The organism is Streptomyces sp. KMM 9044 (assembly GCF_024701375.2).
In the GTDB taxonomy this organism is placed as follows: domain Bacteria; phylum Actinomycetota; class Actinomycetes; order Streptomycetales; family Streptomycetaceae; genus Streptomyces.
Genome location: NZ_CP113910.1, coordinates 6,889,111 through 6,903,633, shown reverse-complemented (window position 1 = coordinate 6,903,633; position 14,523 = coordinate 6,889,111). Strand labels below are relative to the sequence as shown.

Here is a 14,523-nt window from a genome sequence, read left to right as displayed (position 1 = left end):
ACTCACCCGGACACCACCGCGCAGCACCAGCGAAGGAGTTCCTGTGCCGAACCACAGCCGAGTCACGCGCCGCCTGGGAATGAAGACCGCGCTCGCCGCCTCCGTCGCCCTTCCGCTCTCCCGTACAGCACTGCCCGCCGAGCCCGCCTCGGCCCGGGAACGTCAGGAACGCCGGGGCGGGCCGCTGGACGTCATGTCGTTCAACCTGCGCTTCGCCAGTACGGCGGAGCCCCACAGCTGGACCGCCCGGAGACCCGTGACACGCCAACTGCTGCGCCGCGAACAGCCGCACGTCATCGGTACCCAGGAGGGCCTCCACCAGCAGCTGCGCGACATCGAGGCCGACCTGGGCCCGTCCTACGACTGGATCGGCACCGGCCGGGCGGGCGGGCGGCAGCCGCGACGAGTTCATGGGGATCCTCTACGACACCCGCCGGCTCGCCCCCCTGGAGTACGACCACTTCTGGCTTTCCGACACGCCGTATCTGATCGCCTCGAACACCTGGGGCAACGCCCATGTCCGCATGGTCACCTGGGTCCGCTTCCTCGACCTGCGCGCCGGCGACCGGGAGTTCTACGTGTTCAACACCCACCTGGACAACGCGAGCCAGTACGCACGCGAGCGGGCCGCCGCATTGCTCGCCGAGCGCGTCGCCGGGCCGGCCCGCTCCCTGCCCGTGATCGTGACGGGGGACTTCAACGTCGCCGCCCACGGGAACCCGGTGTACGACACGATGCTGGGCGCCGGTCTCGTCGACACCTGGGACACGGCGGCCGAGCGGGGCGAGGCGTACGGGACGTTCCACGGGTACAGGCCGCTGGTGCCGGGCGGTGCCCGTATCGACTGGATCCTGACCACGCCCGGCGCCACGGTGCACCGGGCGTCGGTCAACACCTTCGCGCCGGCCGGGCGGTTCCCGAGCGACCATCTGCCGGTACAGGCGTCGCTCACCCCGGGACGGACGGACTGAGCCGGGGTGCCGGGAACGGGGCGAGGCCCCCACGACCGCGCCGGAGGCGGTCGCGGGGGCCTCGTACGGCCCGGAGGGGCTCAGCCCTTGCGGGTCTTGATCTCCTCGGTGAGCTGCGGGACGACGTCGAAGAGGTCGCCGACGACGCCGTAGTCGACGAGGTCGAAGATCGGGGCCTCGGCGTCCTTGTTGACCGCCACGATCGTCTTCGAGGTCTGCATGCCCGCACGGTGCTGGATCGCGCCGGAGATGCCGGAGGCGACGTACAGCTGCGGCGAGACGCTCTTGCCGGTCTGGCCCACCTGGTTGGTGTGCGGGTACCACCCGGCGTCGACCGCGGCACGCGAGGCGCCGACGGCCGCGCCGAGGGAGTCGGCGAGCGCCTCGATGACCGCGAAGTTCTCCGCGCCGTTGACACCGCGGCCACCGGAGACCACGATCGCGGCCTCGGTCAGCTCGGGGCGGCCGGTCGACTTGCGCGGGGTGCGGCCGGTGACCTTGGTGCCGGTTGCCTGCTCGGAGAACGACACGGACAGCGTCTCGACGCCGCCTGCGGCCGGAGCGGCCTCCACGGCAGCCGAGTTCGGCTTGACCGTGATGACCGGAGTGCCCTTGGAGACACGGGACTTGGTGGTGTAGGCGGCGGCGAACACCGACTGCGTGGCCACCGGGCCCTCGTCGCCGGCCTCCAGGTCGACGGCGTCGGTGATGATGCCGGAGCCCAGACGCAGCGCCAGGCGGGCGGCGATCTCCTTGCCCTCGGCGGAGGAGGGGACCAGGACGGCCGCCGGGGAGACGGCCTCGTGGGCGGCCCGGAGGGCGTCCACCTTCGGCACGACGAGGTAGTCGGCGTACTCGGCGGCCTCGTGCGTGAGGACCTTCACCGCGCCGTGCTCGGCCAGCGTGGCGGCGGTGTCGGCGGCGCCGTTGCCCAGCGCGACGGCGACCGGCTCGCCGATGCGGCGTGCCAGCGTCAGCAGCTCCAGGGTCGGCTTGCGGACGGCGCCGTCCACGTGGTCGACGTAGACGAGAACTTCAGCCATGGGACTTCTTCTCTCCTGCTTGCGAAGTGTGAGGGGCGGAAAGCGAGTCGAGCCTCTTGACTCAGATGAACTTCTGGCTCGCGAGGAACTCGGCGAGCTGCTTGCCGCCCTCGCCCTCGTCCTTGACGATCGTGCCCGCGGTGCGGGCCGGACGCTCGGTCGCGGAGTCGACCACGGTGTAGGCGTTCTCCAGGCCCACCTCGTCCTCGTCGAGGTCGAGGTCGGACAGGTCCCAGGACTGAACCGGCTTCTTCTTCGCCGCCATGATGCCCTTGAAGGACGGGTAACGCGCCTCGCCCGACTGGTCGGTGACCGACACGACCGCCGGCAGCGACGCCTCGAGCTGCTCGGACGCGGCGTCGCCGTCACGGCGGCCCGACACCTTGCCGTCCTCGACCGACACCTCCGACAGCAGCGTCACCTGCGGTACGTCCAGGCGCTCCGCGAGCAGCGCCGGCACGACACCCATGACGCCGTCGGTGGAGGCCATGCCGGAGATCACCAGGTCGTAGCCGGCCTTCTCGATTGCCTTGGCCAGGACCAGGGAGGTGCCGATGGCGTCGGTGCCGTGCAGAGCGTCGTCCTCGACGTGGATCGCCTTGTCCGCGCCCATGGACAGCGCCTTGCGCAGCGCGTCCTTGGCGTCCTCCGGGCCCACCGTCAGGATGGTGATCTCCACGTCGTCGTCGGAGTTCTCCGAGATCTGCAGCGCCTGCTCGACCGCGTACTCGTCCAGCTCGGAGAGCAGACCGTCCACATCGTCGCGGTCGACGGTCAGGTCATCGGCGAAGTGCCGGTCGCCAGTGGCGTCGGGCACGTACTTCACTGTGACAACGATCCTCAAGCTCACGCCGGCTCTCCTACTGCAATCGTCATTTCTGGCTGCCTGCCTTCAGGCAGCATAGGCGCCTCAAACGGCCGTTCCCGATCGGGGCGATCCACGTTTCCGAGCGAAATATTACTCGCCAGTACATCCGGTCCATTCCCGCTGAGCAAGCGCTTTGAACTGTGACCTTCGCAACGCAGCGTAACCGGAACTCGACCTGCCCGCAGCAGGCTGCGTCCCGGAATCGGCACCGAAGAGCACCGGAACATCCCTGGTGGCGAAGCTCGCCGGCCGTCACACGGCCTCGCCGAGCGCGGCGATCACATCGGCCTTGCGCGGCTGGCCGGTGGCACGCCGGACGACGGTGCCGTCGGCGTCGAGGACGAGCACGGTGGGGGTCTTGAGGATCTCCAGCCGGCGCACGAGGTCCAGGTGCGCCTCGGCGTCGATCTCCACATGGGTCACGCCGGGAACCAGTCCGGCCACCTCACCGAGCACCCTGCGGGTCGCCCGGCAGGGTGCGCAGAACGCGCTGGAGAACTGGACGAGGGTGGCGCGTTCACCGAGGTCCGCGCCGATTTCCGCCGCCCGCAGCCGCTTGCCGTCGCCCCGCCCGCGCACCCGCACTCTCCCGCTCCGCCGCCGCAGCAGCACTCCGAGGACACTCGCCGCCGCGAGCGCCGGCACGCAGCATCGGTCCGGTCATCCTCCGTCGCAAGCATGCACGGGACCGCGAAGATTCCCGCTTCCGCGCGGGTTCCCCATGCGGATTTCCCGTGCGAGTGCCTGATCCATGGCCATCGGCACGAGAGGACCCCGCTTCGCGGCGGCCCTCCCCGACGCCGTGTCCGGCTTACCGCCCGGAACACCAGATGCCCCCTGCTCCTGCGGCAGACGACGGTACGCGGGGTAACGGCGACGCAAAAGCCCGAGGTGGATCATAGGGGTGGACGTGACAAGAATCTCGCCACAGGCAGGCGCCAGGGCTGGTTCACCGGTCGTTCTTGGGGCACCATCAGCGACAAGCCGTAAACCTACGGCTGCGTAACTTCGGCTGGGAATCCTCCTTCCCAGGCAGAGCAGAAAGGGTTCCACCGCACCCATGGCAGAGCTCGTCTACCGTCCCGTGATCGGTTTCGCCCAGACTCTGTTCAAGGCGTGGGACCTCAAGATCGACTGCCGGGGTTCGGAGAACATCCCGTGTACGGGCGGCGCCGTGCTGGTGAGCAACCACATCAGCTACCTGGACTTCGTCTTCAACGGCCTCGCGGCACTGCCGCAGAAGCGGCTCGTGCGCTTCATGGCGAAGGACGCCGTCTTCCGGCACAAGGTCTCGGGTCCGCTGATGCGCGGGATGAAGCACATCCCCGTGGACCGCAAGCAGGGGGACGCGGCATACGCGCACGCGCTCGACTCGCTGCGCTCCGGCGAGATCGTGGGCGTCTTCCCGGAGGCGACGATCTCCCAGTCCTTCACGCTGAAGAGCTTCAAGTCGGGTGCCGCGCGCATGGCACAGGAGGCGGGCGTGCCCCTGATCCCGATGGCGGTGTGGGGCACTCAGCGACTGTGGACCAAGGGGCACCCCCGCAACTTCAGGCGCAGTCACACCCCGGTCACCATGCGCGTCGGCGAGGCGGTCGAGGCGTCCAAGGAGAAGTACGCGGGCGCGATCACCCGGCAGTTGCGGGAGCGGGTCCAGGAACTGCTGGAGGCCGCGCAGCGCGCCTACCCGGTGCGGCCCAAGGGTCCGGACGACACCTGGTGGATGCCGGCCCACCTCGGCGGCACGGCACCGACCCCGGAGCAGGTCCGCGCGGCCGAGGCGCGCTGAGCCCGGTCGTCGCGGGGGCGTCATGATCCGGCGTGGTCCGGCAGTGCGGTGGGGAGCGCCCGCCACAGGTGTGGGCGGCCCACGGCGGCCTGGAGCGCCTTCAGTACGACGGGACGCGGTACGGCATACAGGAGCGGGGGGTCCGTCTCACCGGCCACAGGATCGGGCGTGAGGGCGAGCCGCTCGCCGGCCAGGGAGAACCGGACGCCGGCTCCCGGTTCGCCGCCCCGTGGGTCCTGCCGGTGCCAGACACCGTGGAACCGTACGGCGACCAGGCCCGTTCAGCCCTCCGAGGTTCTGGTGGCACAGCGCGGCCGGGATGCCCTCGATCGAGAGTCACTGCACTTTCGATCGAGCGCATACTTGTACGAACAGATGAGGGCGGCTAGCCCCGTCCTCCGCAGGTCACCCATTCGGGAAGATCAACTGATCACAGCTGGTCAGCCACCGATCAGCGCAGCGGTCCGCGGTGCAGAACCCGCCGAAGCACGATCGCTCCAGGACCGTGATCCAGCCCGGAGGCTGTGCAAAAGAGTGACCCGCGGAGGACGGAGCTAGCCGGCCATCTCCTCCTTGAGGGCCGCCACGAACGTGTCCACGTCGTCCTCGGTCGTGTCGAAGGCGCACATCCAGCGGACATCGCCCGCGGTCTCGTCCCAGAAATAGAAGCGGAAGCGCTTCTGCAGGCGCTCGGTCACGGCGTGCGGCAGACGGGCGAAGACCGCGTTGGCCTGGACCGGGTGGAGGATCTCCACGCCGTGCACGGCGCGCACGCCCTCGGCGAGGCGCTGGGCCATCTCGTTGGCGTGCCGGGCGTTGCGCAGCCACAGATCCCGCGCGAGCAGGGCTTCCAGTTGCACCGAGACGAAGCGCATCTTGGACGCGAGCTGCATGGACAGCTTGCGCAGATGCCTCATGTGGCTGACGGCGTCCTGGTTGAGCACCACGACCGCCTCGCCGGACAGGGCGCCGTTCTTGGTGCCGCCCAGGGAGAGGAGGTCGACGCCGGCCGCGTTGGTGAAGGTGCGCATCGGCACGTCCAGGGTGGCGGCGGCGTTGGCCAGCCGGGAGCCGTCGACGTGTACCTTCATGCCGAGGGCGTGCGCGTGCTCGCAGAGGGCACGCATCTCGTCCGGCGTGTACACCGTGCCCAGCTCGGTGGCCTGGGCGATGGACACCACCTGCGGCATCGCACGGTGCTCGTCCTCCCAGCCGTACGCCTGCCGGTCGATCAGCTCGGGGGTGAGCTTGCCGTCGGGGGTGGGCACGGTGAGCAGCTTGATCCCGCCGACACGCTCCGGCGCCCCTCCCTCGTCGACGTTGATGTGCGCACTCTCGGCACAGATCACGGCGCCCCAGCGGTCGGTGACCGCCTGGAGCGCGACGACGTTGGCACCGGTGCCGTTGAAGACCGGGAAGGCCTCGGCGGTGGGGCCGAAATGGCTGCGGACCACCTGCTGGAGGTTCTCCGTGTACGCGTCCTCGCCGTACGCGACCTGGTGCCCGCCGTTGGCCAGGGCCAGGGCGGCGAGCACTTCCGGGTGGACCCCGGCGTAGTTGTCGCTGGCGAAACCGCGGACGTCCGGGTCGTGATGGCGGCGCGCGTCGGTCCGGGGTGGGTTCACGGCTTCTCGGTCAGCCACAGACGGTTTCCGTTCAACTCCGCGGCGGGCTTGTCCCAGACGCCGGCGATCGCCTCGGCGAGATCCCTGACATCCGTGAAACCCGCGAACTTCGCGTTGGGGCGGTCGGCGCGCATCGCGTCGTGCACCAACGCCTTCACCACCAGGATCACAGCCGCCGATGTCGGCCCCTGCTCGCCCCCCGCCTTGCGGAAGTAGTCGCCCATGGCCAGCGCCCATGCCTCGGCGGCGGCCTTGGCCGCGGCATAGGCGGCGTTGCCCGCGGTGGGCCTGCTGGCACCGGCCGCACTGATCAGGACGTACCGGCCGCGGTCGCTGCGCTGCAGTCCCTCGTGGAAGGCGAGGGAGGTGTGCAGCACGGTGCGCACCAGGAGCAGTTCCAGCAGGTCCCAGTCGTCCACGCTGGTCTTGGTGAAGGTCTCGCTGCCGCGCCAGCCGCCGACGAGATGGACCAGGCCGTCGACGCGGCCGAACTCCCTCTCGGTACGCGCGGCCCACTCGCGGGTGGAGTCCAGGTCGAGCAGGTCGACCGTGTCACCGGTGACAGTGGCGCCCCCGTGCGCGTAGCGCGCCGCGTCCACGGCCTCCGCCAGCCGCTCCGGGTCGTTGTCCGAGCCGACGACGACCGCCCCCGCCTCGGCCAGCCTGAGCAGCGCCGCCCGCCCCGCGGGGCCCCCCGCGCCGGCCACCGCGATCACCGCACCGTCGAGTGCCCCGTTCCCCATGGTCATCGCCTCCTGCACAGTGGTGTGAACGAGATCACTCACGCGGCGATCCGCTCGGCGCTGTCCGCCGTGATACCCCGGGTCGAGGCGATCACGTTCTTCAGCTTCTTGGACAGTGCCTCATAGAACATGCTCAGCGGAAACTCGTCCGGAAGCACGTCATCGACGAGTTTCCGCGGCGGCTGCGTCAGGTCCAGGGCGTCGGGGCCCTTGGACCACTTGGATCCCGGGTGCGGGGCGAGATAGCGGGAGACCAGCTCGTACCCGGCGAACCAGTGGACGAGCTTGGGACGGTCGATGCCGTCGCGGTACAGCGTCTCGATCTCGGCGCACAGCTGGTTGGTGACCTGCGGGGCGCGGTCCCAGTCGATGGTGAGATTGTTGTCGGTCCAGCGGACGACGTCGTGCTTGTGCAGGTAGGCGAAGAGCAACTGGCCGCCGAGGCCGTCGTAGTTGCGGACCCGTTCGCCGGTGACAGGGAAGCGGAACATGCGGTCGAACAGCACCGCGACCTGTACGTCGCGCGCCTGCGGGACGTCGTCGCCGGCAAGCTTGACGGCCTCCCTGAAGGCGGTGAGGTCGCAGCGCAGCTCCTCCAGCCCGTACATCCAGAACGGCTGGCGCTGCTTGATCATGAACGGGTCGAAGGGCAGGTCGCCGTGGCTGTGGGTGCGGTCGTGCACCATGTCCCACAGGACGAACGCCTCTTCACAGCGCTTCTGGTCGTGCACCAGCGCAGCGACGTCCTCGGGCAGCTCGAGGCCCAGGAGGTCGACGGCGGCAGCGGACACCCGACGGAAGCGGGCGGCCTCGCGGTCGCAGAAGATGCCGCCCCAGGTGAACCGCTCGGGTGCCTCGCGCACGGCGATGGTCTCGGGGAAGAGCACCGCGGAGTTGGTGTCGTAGCCAGCGGTGAAGTCCTCGAACGAGATGCCGCAGAACAGCGGGTTGTCGTAGCGGGTGCGTTCCAGCTCGGCCAGCCAGTCCGGCCACACCATGCGCAGCACGACCGCCTCGAGGTTGCGGTCGGGGTTGCCGTTCTGCGTGTACATCGGGAAGACGACCAGGTGCTGGAGACCGTCCTCACGGTGCGCGGCCGGGTGGAAGACCAGCAGCGAGTCCAGGAAGTCGGGCACTTCGAAGCCGCCTTCGGCCCATCGGGTCAGGTCCCCCGCCAGGGCCTCGTGGTAGGCGCGGTCGTGCGGGAGGAGCGGGGACAGCTCGCCCAGGGCGTCGACCACCCGGCGCACCTCCGTCTCGGCCTCGGCACGGGCCGGGGCGCCCTCGGCGTCGAGGTCGATCGACCCGTCCTTCGCCTGCCAGGGCCTGATCCGCTCCACGGCATCCTTGAGCATGGGCCACGCAGAGTGCTCAACCACCCTGACCTCCGAAGGAACGCACCTCTCCGCACCCACCTGCGCAAGAATTTCCGTCATATTCCATCCTCCAGCGAAGAAACTTCGTGTGGCGACCGTATACATGCGAGGCTTCTCCCAGCAAGGGGCATCTCCGTAAATTATCCTGCTCCACCCTAGTCGTCACCGCACTTTTTCCTGCCCATCACGCGGTTGGGTGACACTCCTCGGCTTCGATGTTCAGCATCTGGACGAGGCGGGCACAGGCGATACGGTCCAGGAGGGCCGCAGGGACGCGGCCCCGCGTCTCCGTCGACGGAAGCGAGTCGCATCTTGAACTTCCTCACCATCGGTCACCGCGGAGTCATGGGTGTCGAGCCCGAGAACACCCTCCGGTCCTTCGTCGCCGCTCAGGAGGCCGGCCTCGACGTGATCGAACTCGATCTGCATCTGAGCAAGGACGGCGCGCTCGTCGTCATGCACGACACACACCTGGACCGCACGACGGACGGCACGGGACCGATCGCCGACCGGACCGTCGCCGAACTGCGTGCCCTGGACGCCGGGCGCGGCGAGCACGTCCCCGTCCTCGATGAGGTGCTGGACGCCGTCCACGCGCCGCTGCAGGCCGAGATCAAGGACGTGCAGGCGGCCAGGGCCCTGGCCGAGGTGATGAACCGGAGGGATCTGGCGGGCCGGATCGAGGTGTCCTCGTTCCACGACGACGCGATCGCCGAGATCTCCCGCCTGGTCACCGGGGTACGCACCGCGCTCGTCGCGAGCCGCTACGGCACGGACATCGTGGAGCGGGCCGTCGGCGTCGGCGCGTCGACCGTCTGCCTGAACATCCGCCGCCTCACCCTGGAGATCGTCGAGCAGGCCCGCAAGGCCGACCTGAGGATCATCGGCTGGGTGGTGAACACGCAGGACCACCTCAGACTGGTCCGGGCCCTCGGACTCGACGGCGCGACCACCGACTACCCGGAGATCAAGCGCACCGGCCGCTTCACCGCGTGACGGCCGGTGCGCCCCGCCCCGGGGCGGCGGGGGCGGAGGCCGGGACGGCTCCTCCGACGGTCAGGACAGCTCCTTGACCAGCAGCTCGAACCGCAGGTCGGCCCGGAGCGGAATGCCGAACCGCTCGTCGCCGTACGGGAAAGTGCTCGTCCTGCCCGTACGGCGGTAACCACGCCGTACGTACCAGGCGATCAGGTCCTCGCGCGCCGTGATCACGGTCATGTGCATCTCGCGCGCGCCCCAGGTGTCCCGGACCTGCCGCTCGGCGTGGGCGAGCACCGTCTTGCCGAGCCCGGCGCCCTGGAGCCCGGGGCTGACCGCGAACATCCCGAAGTAGGCGTGCTCACCGCGGTGCTCGAGCTGGCAGCAGGCGACGATCCGGCCCTCGCGCTCCACCGTCAGCAACCGGCTGTCCGGCGACTTGACGACCTCCCGTACGCCCTCCGCATCGGTCCGCTGCCCCTGGAGGATATCGGCTTCGGTGGTCCACCCGGCCCGGCTGGAGTCGCCCCGGTACGCCGACTCGATCAGCGCGACGAGGTCGTCCACGTCGGCGTCGGTGGCGTCACGGAAGGTGAGCGCGCTCTCGGTGACGGATTCCATGGGGCACTTCTCCGCTTCGTCGCTCGGGTTTCTCCGCGGACGAGGTTATCCCGGCCGCTACGCTCGGCCGCATGGTGCATGTACTGGGCAGCCGGATCCTCCTCCGTCCCACCGACCCCGAGCGCTCCCGCGTCTTCTACGGCGAGCAGCTGGGCCTCGCGGTGTACCGCGAGTTCGCCACCGGCCCGGAGCGCGGCACGGTCTACTTCCTCGGCGGCGGCTTCCTGGAGCTGTCCGGCCGGTCCGACGCCCCTACGGACACGGCGGACCCGGCGACGAGGCTGTGGCTCCAGGTCGCGAACGTGACGGCTGCCCACGAGGAGCTGAGGGACCGGGGCGTCGAGATCGTCCGGCCGCCGGTGAAGGAACCGTGGGGCCTGATCGAGATGTGGATCGCCGATCCGGACGGCACACCGATCGTTCTCGTGGAGATCCCGGCCGATCATCCGCTGCGGTACCGGCCGGGGATCTGAGACGGTTTGCGTCACTCCCGACGCCTTGCCGGGGCTCCCTCACGCCCACGGGGTGCCCAGGCGTCCTTCCAGCCGGCTCAGCAGCTCCCCGAGCAGCGAGGCCAGCCGCCGAGCACCGGTCCGTCCAGACCGGAGGATACGGCGCTCTCGTAGGCGAGCTGCGCGGGCACGACCCCGTCGATCGTCTCCCGCCCGGCATCGGTCAGGCTGGCTCGGGCCACTCTGCGGTCACGGGGGTCGCCGCGGCGCTCCACCAGGCCGTGCGCGCCGAGCTGTTTGAGGCGCTTGGTGACGGCGGCGCCCGGGGAGAAGGTCTCGCGCGCCAGTTCGCCCGGGGTGAGTTCGCGCCCCGTGCGGCGCAGCGCGCCGAGCAGGTCGAATTCCGGGCGGGTCAGTCCGGCCCGGCCGAGCGGGGCGTCCCCTGTCTGCTGGAGCAGGGCCGCGCAGCGGTTGATGCAGCCGACGACCTCCATGGGCCCGGTGTCGGGACCGGGGTGCACGGCTCTCCACTGCCGGACCACCTCGGCCACGGTGTCCTGGCCGGCCGCCGGTGTGCCCTCACCGGCGGGGACTCCCGCACCGGCCGCCGGGAGCCCCTCGCCCTTCGGAGGCCCCCCGTCGGCCCCGTGGACCTCTTCGGCGGGGCGTCCTCCGTCGGCCGGAAGTCGTTCGGTAGCCGTCACGGCCGCGCGTCCTCCGTGTCGTCGCCCAGGTCGTGGCCGGTGCCGGTGCCCCGCCTTCGTGGCGGCATCCAGTCTCTTGCCCGAACATGCGTCCGAGCCTGTGCCCTGGTTCGCGTCCGTGCCGGAGCCGGCCGCGAGGCCCTGGCGTCGTACCGTCGCCGCGAGCGTACGGTGTCCCGCCTGCTCGGCGAGCACCACATGTTCCTGCGGCAGCGTGCGAAGCCACCCTTCGCCCGCGGCCGCGTCGGCGGCGGTCCGCAGGTCGGCGAGGGCGGCGGCCAGGCCGCGTCGTACGGTCTCCGGGGCGGCGGGGCCGGCCTGCGGATCGGCCAGGAGCCGGGCCGCGTGTTCGCGCCCCAGACCCACCGTGGTGAGCGCGTTCGCGACGCGGTTGCCCGCCCTCCGGTCGGTGACGGCCAGGGCGGTGCCGAAGCCGACCAGCGTGTCCACCACACGGTCGGTGACCAGGGAGCCGGTCGCCTGGTAGCCGGGGAACTCGGTGACGAGCAGGGCCAGCGGGGTGACGCAGACGCTGCCGAGCCAGTAGTTGCGGCCGATCAGCACCTCGGCGCCGAAGTTGAGGACAGACAGCACAGGACGAGGCGAGCGGTCCGAGGCCGGCGATCGGGGCGACGGCCGCGGAGACCAGCACGTTGACGAGTGGGAACCGTCGGGGCTCGGGCGTCGGCTCTGCCTCGGAGCCGGGGCGGGGGTCGCACTGTTCATGACGTACGACGCCACCAGATCTTTTACTCGTAAAACATCTGCGTGACCTGCGGCGCTCCCGAATGCTCCTCGTGTACCTCCGTGCGCTCGCGTGCACGCCTTCGAGCGCGGGCATGCCTTGACCGACCGTGGAGGGGTCCTCCCATGCGGCGGGGACGACCCCAGGGAGGTTCGCGTGCACGGACCGGCGGCGTCCGGCTGGCTGCTGGTCGCGCTCTGCGCGGCGACCGGTGCCTACTGCCTGCTGCGGATGCGCAGCAGCGTCGAGGAGCAGCGCCGTAGCGCGGGCGGCGAGGCACTGATGGGCTTCGGCATGGCGGCGATGGCCGTACCCGCAGCGGTCTTCACACCGCCCTCGTGGGCGTGGCCCGCCTACGCGGTGGCGTTCGGCGCGGCAGGGCTGCGCTTCCTGTGGGCGACGCGCGGGGAGGCCTGCCATCTGCACCATCCGCTGGGCGCCGCGGCCATGGTCTACATGGCGGTGGCGATGCCCCTTTCCCCCGGACCGGGGCAGGGGCACGCGCACGGGAGCGCGGGCCTACCTCTGCTGACCGGCCTCCTGCTGCTCTACTTCACCGGATACGTGCTGGTCACGGGCGTACGGCTGGTGCCGGTGACCGCCGTGGCGGGAAGTCCGCCACCAGGGGCGGCCGGGGCCTCGGGCTGGGGTGACCGGCCGGAGCTGGCGCGGGCGTGCCGGCTGTCCATGGGCATCGCGACGGTGGCGATGCTGATGACGATGTGAGGCGGGTGACGGCCGGCCTGCGAGGGGCGGAACGTTGCCTGCGTCACTTTGCCCCGGTGGGCCGTACTCGGGAGCGGGGCGCGCTCATAGGCTGAACGCATGATGCTCCCCGCGGCACTGTTGCTGCTCGGCGTCCTGATCGCCGCCGCCGGCCCCCGGTTACTGGCGCGGGCTTACTGGGCGGACCGCGAGCCGGTGGTGGCGCTGTGGGTGTGGCAGTGCGTGGTCGCGGCGGTGCTGCTGTGCTGCGCCCTGTCGATGACGTTCAGCGCGGTGGCCGCCTCGCACGTGATCGGCCGTCCGGTGTTCGCGACGGCACCGCGCGGGGTCGTGGAGGCCTACGCCCTCGGCACGGCCGGGCCCCTGGCGGCGGCCACCGCGGTCGCGCTGGCGTGCGGCGGGCTGTGGACCGCGGCGATGCTGGTCCGCGAGGTCGCACGGGCTCGTGCGCGGCGGCGGGCCCGTCGGGCCGAGCTTCTGGTGCGGGCGCCGCTGCTGCCCGGCGAGGAGCCCGGCGCAGAGCGGCTGGTGGTCCTGGAGGGCGAGCACCCCGACGCGTGGTGGCTGCCCGGCACCCCGCCCCGGCTGGTCGTCACCACGGCCGCGCTGCGCCGGCTGAAGGGCCGCCGGCTGGACGCCGTCCTCGCGCACGAGCGGGGGCACGCGCAGGCCCGGCACGACTGGCTGCTGCACTGCTCCTCCGCGCTCGCCGACGGCTTCCCGCAGGTGCCGGTGTTCGCCGCGTTCCGCGACGAGATGCACCGGCTGGTCGAACTCGCCGCTGACGACACGGCCTCCCGCCGCTTCGGCCGGCTGACGACCGCCCTGGCGCTGGTCGAGCTCAACGAGCACCGGGGGGTGTTCGGCCCCTGTCCGTCCCCCCAGGGCCAGGTCCCGGCCCGGGTGCACCGGCTGCTGACTCCCCCGAACCGGCTCCCGGCGTGGCACCGGCTGCGGCTGACGGCCGTGGCGTCGCTGGTGCCGGTGGTTCCGGTACTGGTGGCGTTCGCACCGGGGCTGCGGGCGCTGGGGTAGGGCCTGCCCGGCGGGTCCTGCCAAGGACACGGGATCCGGCGGGCGCCGGAAGCGCGGGGCGCCGGAGCGGGGGGACGGAGGACGGCCGGACCCATGAGGCTGCCGGCGGTCGAGGAACTGGCTCCGGGCCCCCGGGGTCGGCGAAGATCGCTGTATGGCCTCCCCCCACATCTCTCCCCTCGGCCTCGGGCCACCGCCCCGTCCACCGGAGCACCGGCCGTCCGCCGCTCTCCTCGGCGTTCCGGCCGTGTGCTCGGTCCTGCTGCTGATCCTGGTCGCCGCTGAATGGCGCCCGCTGACCGGACTGGACCGCGGCATCGCCTCGGCCGTCCACCGCTGGGCGGTCGACGAGCCGGGGCTGACGCAGGCGGCCCGTGTCCTGACGGACTGGGTCTGGGACCCATGGACCATGCGCGTGCTGTGCGGAGCGGTCGCGCTGCTGCTGTGGTACCGGTATGCGGCCCGGTGGACCGCGGTGTGGCTGGTGGTGACGTGCGCCGTGGGGACCACGGTGCAGCAGGTCCTGAAAGCGGTGGTGGGCCGCGCCCGCCCCGTGTGGCCGGACCCGGTGGACTCGGCCCACTACGCGGCGTTCCCTTCGGGCCACGCCATGACCGCCACCGTCGCCTTCGGTCTCCTGCTGTGGCTGCTGCACCGGCACGGGGCGGACCGGGCCCTGTGGGGCTGGGCCGTGACCCTGGCGGCACTCTCGGTCAGCGGCGTCGGCCTCACCCGCGTCTGGCTCGGCGTCCACTGGCCCACGGACGTGCTCGGCGGCTGGCTCCTCGGCGTCGTGGTCGTGGTCGTGGGGGTACGGGTCCACGGTCAACGGCACCCGTGACCGTGA

The 14,523-nt window shown here is 71.2% G+C and carries 13 protein-coding genes and 4 pseudogenes; 7 read left to right on the top strand and 10 right to left on the bottom strand.

What is annotated here, in order from left to right:
• Positions 1-43 precede the first annotated feature (43 nt).
• Positions 44-971, top strand: a pseudogene (locus tag HUV60_RS30930) (endonuclease/exonuclease/phosphatase family protein).
• 80 nt (positions 972-1,051) lie between these two features.
• Here HUV60_RS30930 and HUV60_RS30925 read toward each other — a convergent pair.
• The 3 genes from HUV60_RS30925 to HUV60_RS30915 form a co-directional block, all read right to left on the bottom strand.
• Positions 1,052-2,014, bottom strand: a complete 963-nt coding sequence (locus HUV60_RS30925; protein ID WP_257853338.1) for an electron transfer flavoprotein subunit alpha/FixB family protein — start codon at positions 2,012-2,014, stop codon at positions 1,052-1,054.
• Positions 2,015-2,075: 61 nt separating this feature from the next.
• Positions 2,076-2,864 carry an electron transfer flavoprotein subunit beta/FixA family protein gene (locus HUV60_RS30920; RefSeq protein WP_257853337.1) on the bottom strand — a complete coding sequence of 263 codons (789 nt, stop codon included), beginning with the start codon at positions 2,862-2,864 and terminating at the stop codon, positions 2,076-2,078.
• A 270-nt stretch (positions 2,865-3,134) separates the two neighbouring features.
• Positions 3,135-3,527 (bottom strand): thioredoxin family protein, encoded by a 393-nt coding sequence (locus HUV60_RS30915; protein ID WP_257853336.1) that lies wholly within the window; start codon positions 3,525-3,527, stop codon positions 3,135-3,137.
• Between the two features lie 415 nt (positions 3,528-3,942).
• Between HUV60_RS30915 and HUV60_RS30910 the strand changes: the two genes are divergently transcribed.
• Positions 3,943-4,671, top strand: coding sequence for a lysophospholipid acyltransferase family protein (locus HUV60_RS30910; protein WP_257853335.1), 729 nt, complete (start codon positions 3,943-3,945; stop codon positions 4,669-4,671).
• A 20-nt stretch (positions 4,672-4,691) separates the two neighbouring features.
• On the opposite strand, the pseudogene HUV60_RS30905 reads toward HUV60_RS30910, so the two are convergent.
• From HUV60_RS30905 to HUV60_RS30890, 4 genes and pseudogenes are all read right to left on the bottom strand, one after another.
• Positions 4,692-5,007: pseudogene (locus HUV60_RS30905) on the bottom strand (transglutaminase); the annotation flags it as partial.
• Positions 5,008-5,225: 218 nt separating this feature from the next.
• Positions 5,226-6,296, bottom strand: coding sequence for a threonine aldolase family protein (locus tag HUV60_RS30900; protein WP_257853334.1), 1,071 nt, complete (start codon positions 6,294-6,296; stop codon positions 5,226-5,228).
• Positions 6,293-7,039 (bottom strand): SDR family NAD(P)-dependent oxidoreductase, encoded by a 747-nt coding sequence (locus HUV60_RS30895; RefSeq protein WP_257853743.1) that lies wholly within the window; start codon positions 7,037-7,039, stop codon positions 6,293-6,295. The genes HUV60_RS30900 and HUV60_RS30895 overlap by 4 nt, the downstream gene beginning before the upstream one ends.
• Before the next feature lie 38 nt (positions 7,040-7,077).
• On the bottom strand, positions 7,078-8,475 hold the full coding sequence (locus tag HUV60_RS30890; protein WP_257853333.1) for a DUF6421 family protein: 1,398 nt from the start codon (positions 8,473-8,475) through the stop codon (positions 7,078-7,080).
• 252 nt (positions 8,476-8,727) lie between these two features.
• On the opposite strand from HUV60_RS30890, the gene HUV60_RS30885 reads away from it, so the two are divergent.
• On the top strand, positions 8,728-9,411 hold the full coding sequence (locus tag HUV60_RS30885) for a glycerophosphodiester phosphodiesterase (RefSeq protein WP_257853332.1): 684 nt from the start codon (positions 8,728-8,730) through the stop codon (positions 9,409-9,411).
• Between the two features lie 60 nt (positions 9,412-9,471).
• On the opposite strand, the gene HUV60_RS30880 is transcribed toward HUV60_RS30885, so the two are convergent.
• Positions 9,472-10,014: a GNAT family N-acetyltransferase gene (locus HUV60_RS30880; protein ID WP_257853331.1), complete on the bottom strand. Its 543-nt coding sequence runs from the start codon at positions 10,012-10,014 to the stop codon at positions 9,472-9,474.
• A 71-nt stretch (positions 10,015-10,085) separates the two neighbouring features.
• Here HUV60_RS30880 and HUV60_RS30875 point away from each other — a divergent pair, with 71 nt between their 5' ends.
• Entirely contained in the window at positions 10,086-10,487 is a 402-nt protein-coding gene (locus HUV60_RS30875; RefSeq protein ID WP_257853330.1) for a VOC family protein, read from the top strand.
• Positions 10,488-10,526: 39 nt separating this feature from the next.
• Here HUV60_RS30875 and HUV60_RS30870 read toward each other — a convergent pair.
• Together HUV60_RS30870 and HUV60_RS33695 are read right to left on the bottom strand one after the other, a co-directional pair.
• Positions 10,527-11,017, bottom strand: a pseudogene (locus HUV60_RS30870) (MarR family winged helix-turn-helix transcriptional regulator).
• A gap of 624 nt (positions 11,018-11,641) precedes the next feature.
• Positions 11,642-11,896: pseudogene (locus HUV60_RS33695) on the bottom strand (FUSC family protein); the annotation flags it as partial.
• Positions 11,897-12,071: 175 nt separating this feature from the next.
• Here HUV60_RS33695 and HUV60_RS30865 point away from each other — a divergent pair.
• The 3 genes from HUV60_RS30865 to HUV60_RS30855 all read left to right on the top strand — a co-directional run bounded on the left by HUV60_RS30865 (position 12,072) and on the right by HUV60_RS30855 (position 14,517).
• Positions 12,072-12,641 carry a DUF5134 domain-containing protein gene (locus HUV60_RS30865; RefSeq protein WP_257853329.1) on the top strand — a complete coding sequence of 190 codons (570 nt, stop codon included), beginning with the start codon at positions 12,072-12,074 and terminating at the stop codon, positions 12,639-12,641.
• A gap of 99 nt (positions 12,642-12,740) precedes the next feature.
• A complete protein-coding gene (locus tag HUV60_RS30860) occupies positions 12,741-13,676 on the top strand; it encodes a M56 family metallopeptidase (protein WP_257853328.1) in 936 nt (311 codons plus the stop codon).
• A gap of 154 nt (positions 13,677-13,830) precedes the next feature.
• On the top strand, positions 13,831-14,517 hold the full coding sequence (locus HUV60_RS30855; protein WP_257853327.1) for a phosphatase PAP2 family protein: 687 nt from the start codon (positions 13,831-13,833) through the stop codon (positions 14,515-14,517).
• Positions 14,518-14,523 lie beyond the last annotated feature (6 nt).

Bases quoted from the DNA above. Each gene is read 5' to 3' on its own strand.
- HUV60_RS30925 (WP_257853338.1), bottom strand. From the start codon at position 2,014: ATGGCTGAAGTTCTCGTCTACGTCGACCACGTGGACGGCGCCGTCCGC.
- HUV60_RS30895 (WP_257853743.1), bottom strand. From the start codon at position 7,039: ATGGGGAACGGGGCACTCGACGGTGCGGTGATCGCGGTGGCCGGCGCG.
- HUV60_RS30855 (WP_257853327.1), top strand. From the start codon at position 13,831: ATGGCCTCCCCCCACATCTCTCCCCTCGGCCTCGGGCCACCGCCCCGT.
- HUV60_RS30860 (WP_257853328.1), top strand. From the start codon at position 12,741: ATGATGCTCCCCGCGGCACTGTTGCTGCTCGGCGTCCTGATCGCCGCC.
- HUV60_RS30875 (WP_257853330.1), top strand. From the start codon at position 10,086: ATGGTGCATGTACTGGGCAGCCGGATCCTCCTCCGTCCCACCGACCCC.
- HUV60_RS30910 (WP_257853335.1), top strand. From the start codon at position 3,943: ATGGCAGAGCTCGTCTACCGTCCCGTGATCGGTTTCGCCCAGACTCTG.
- HUV60_RS30890 (WP_257853333.1), bottom strand. From the start codon at position 8,475: ATGACGGAAATTCTTGCGCAGGTGGGTGCGGAGAGGTGCGTTCCTTCG.
- HUV60_RS30880 (WP_257853331.1), bottom strand. From the start codon at position 10,014: ATGGAATCCGTCACCGAGAGCGCGCTCACCTTCCGTGACGCCACCGAC.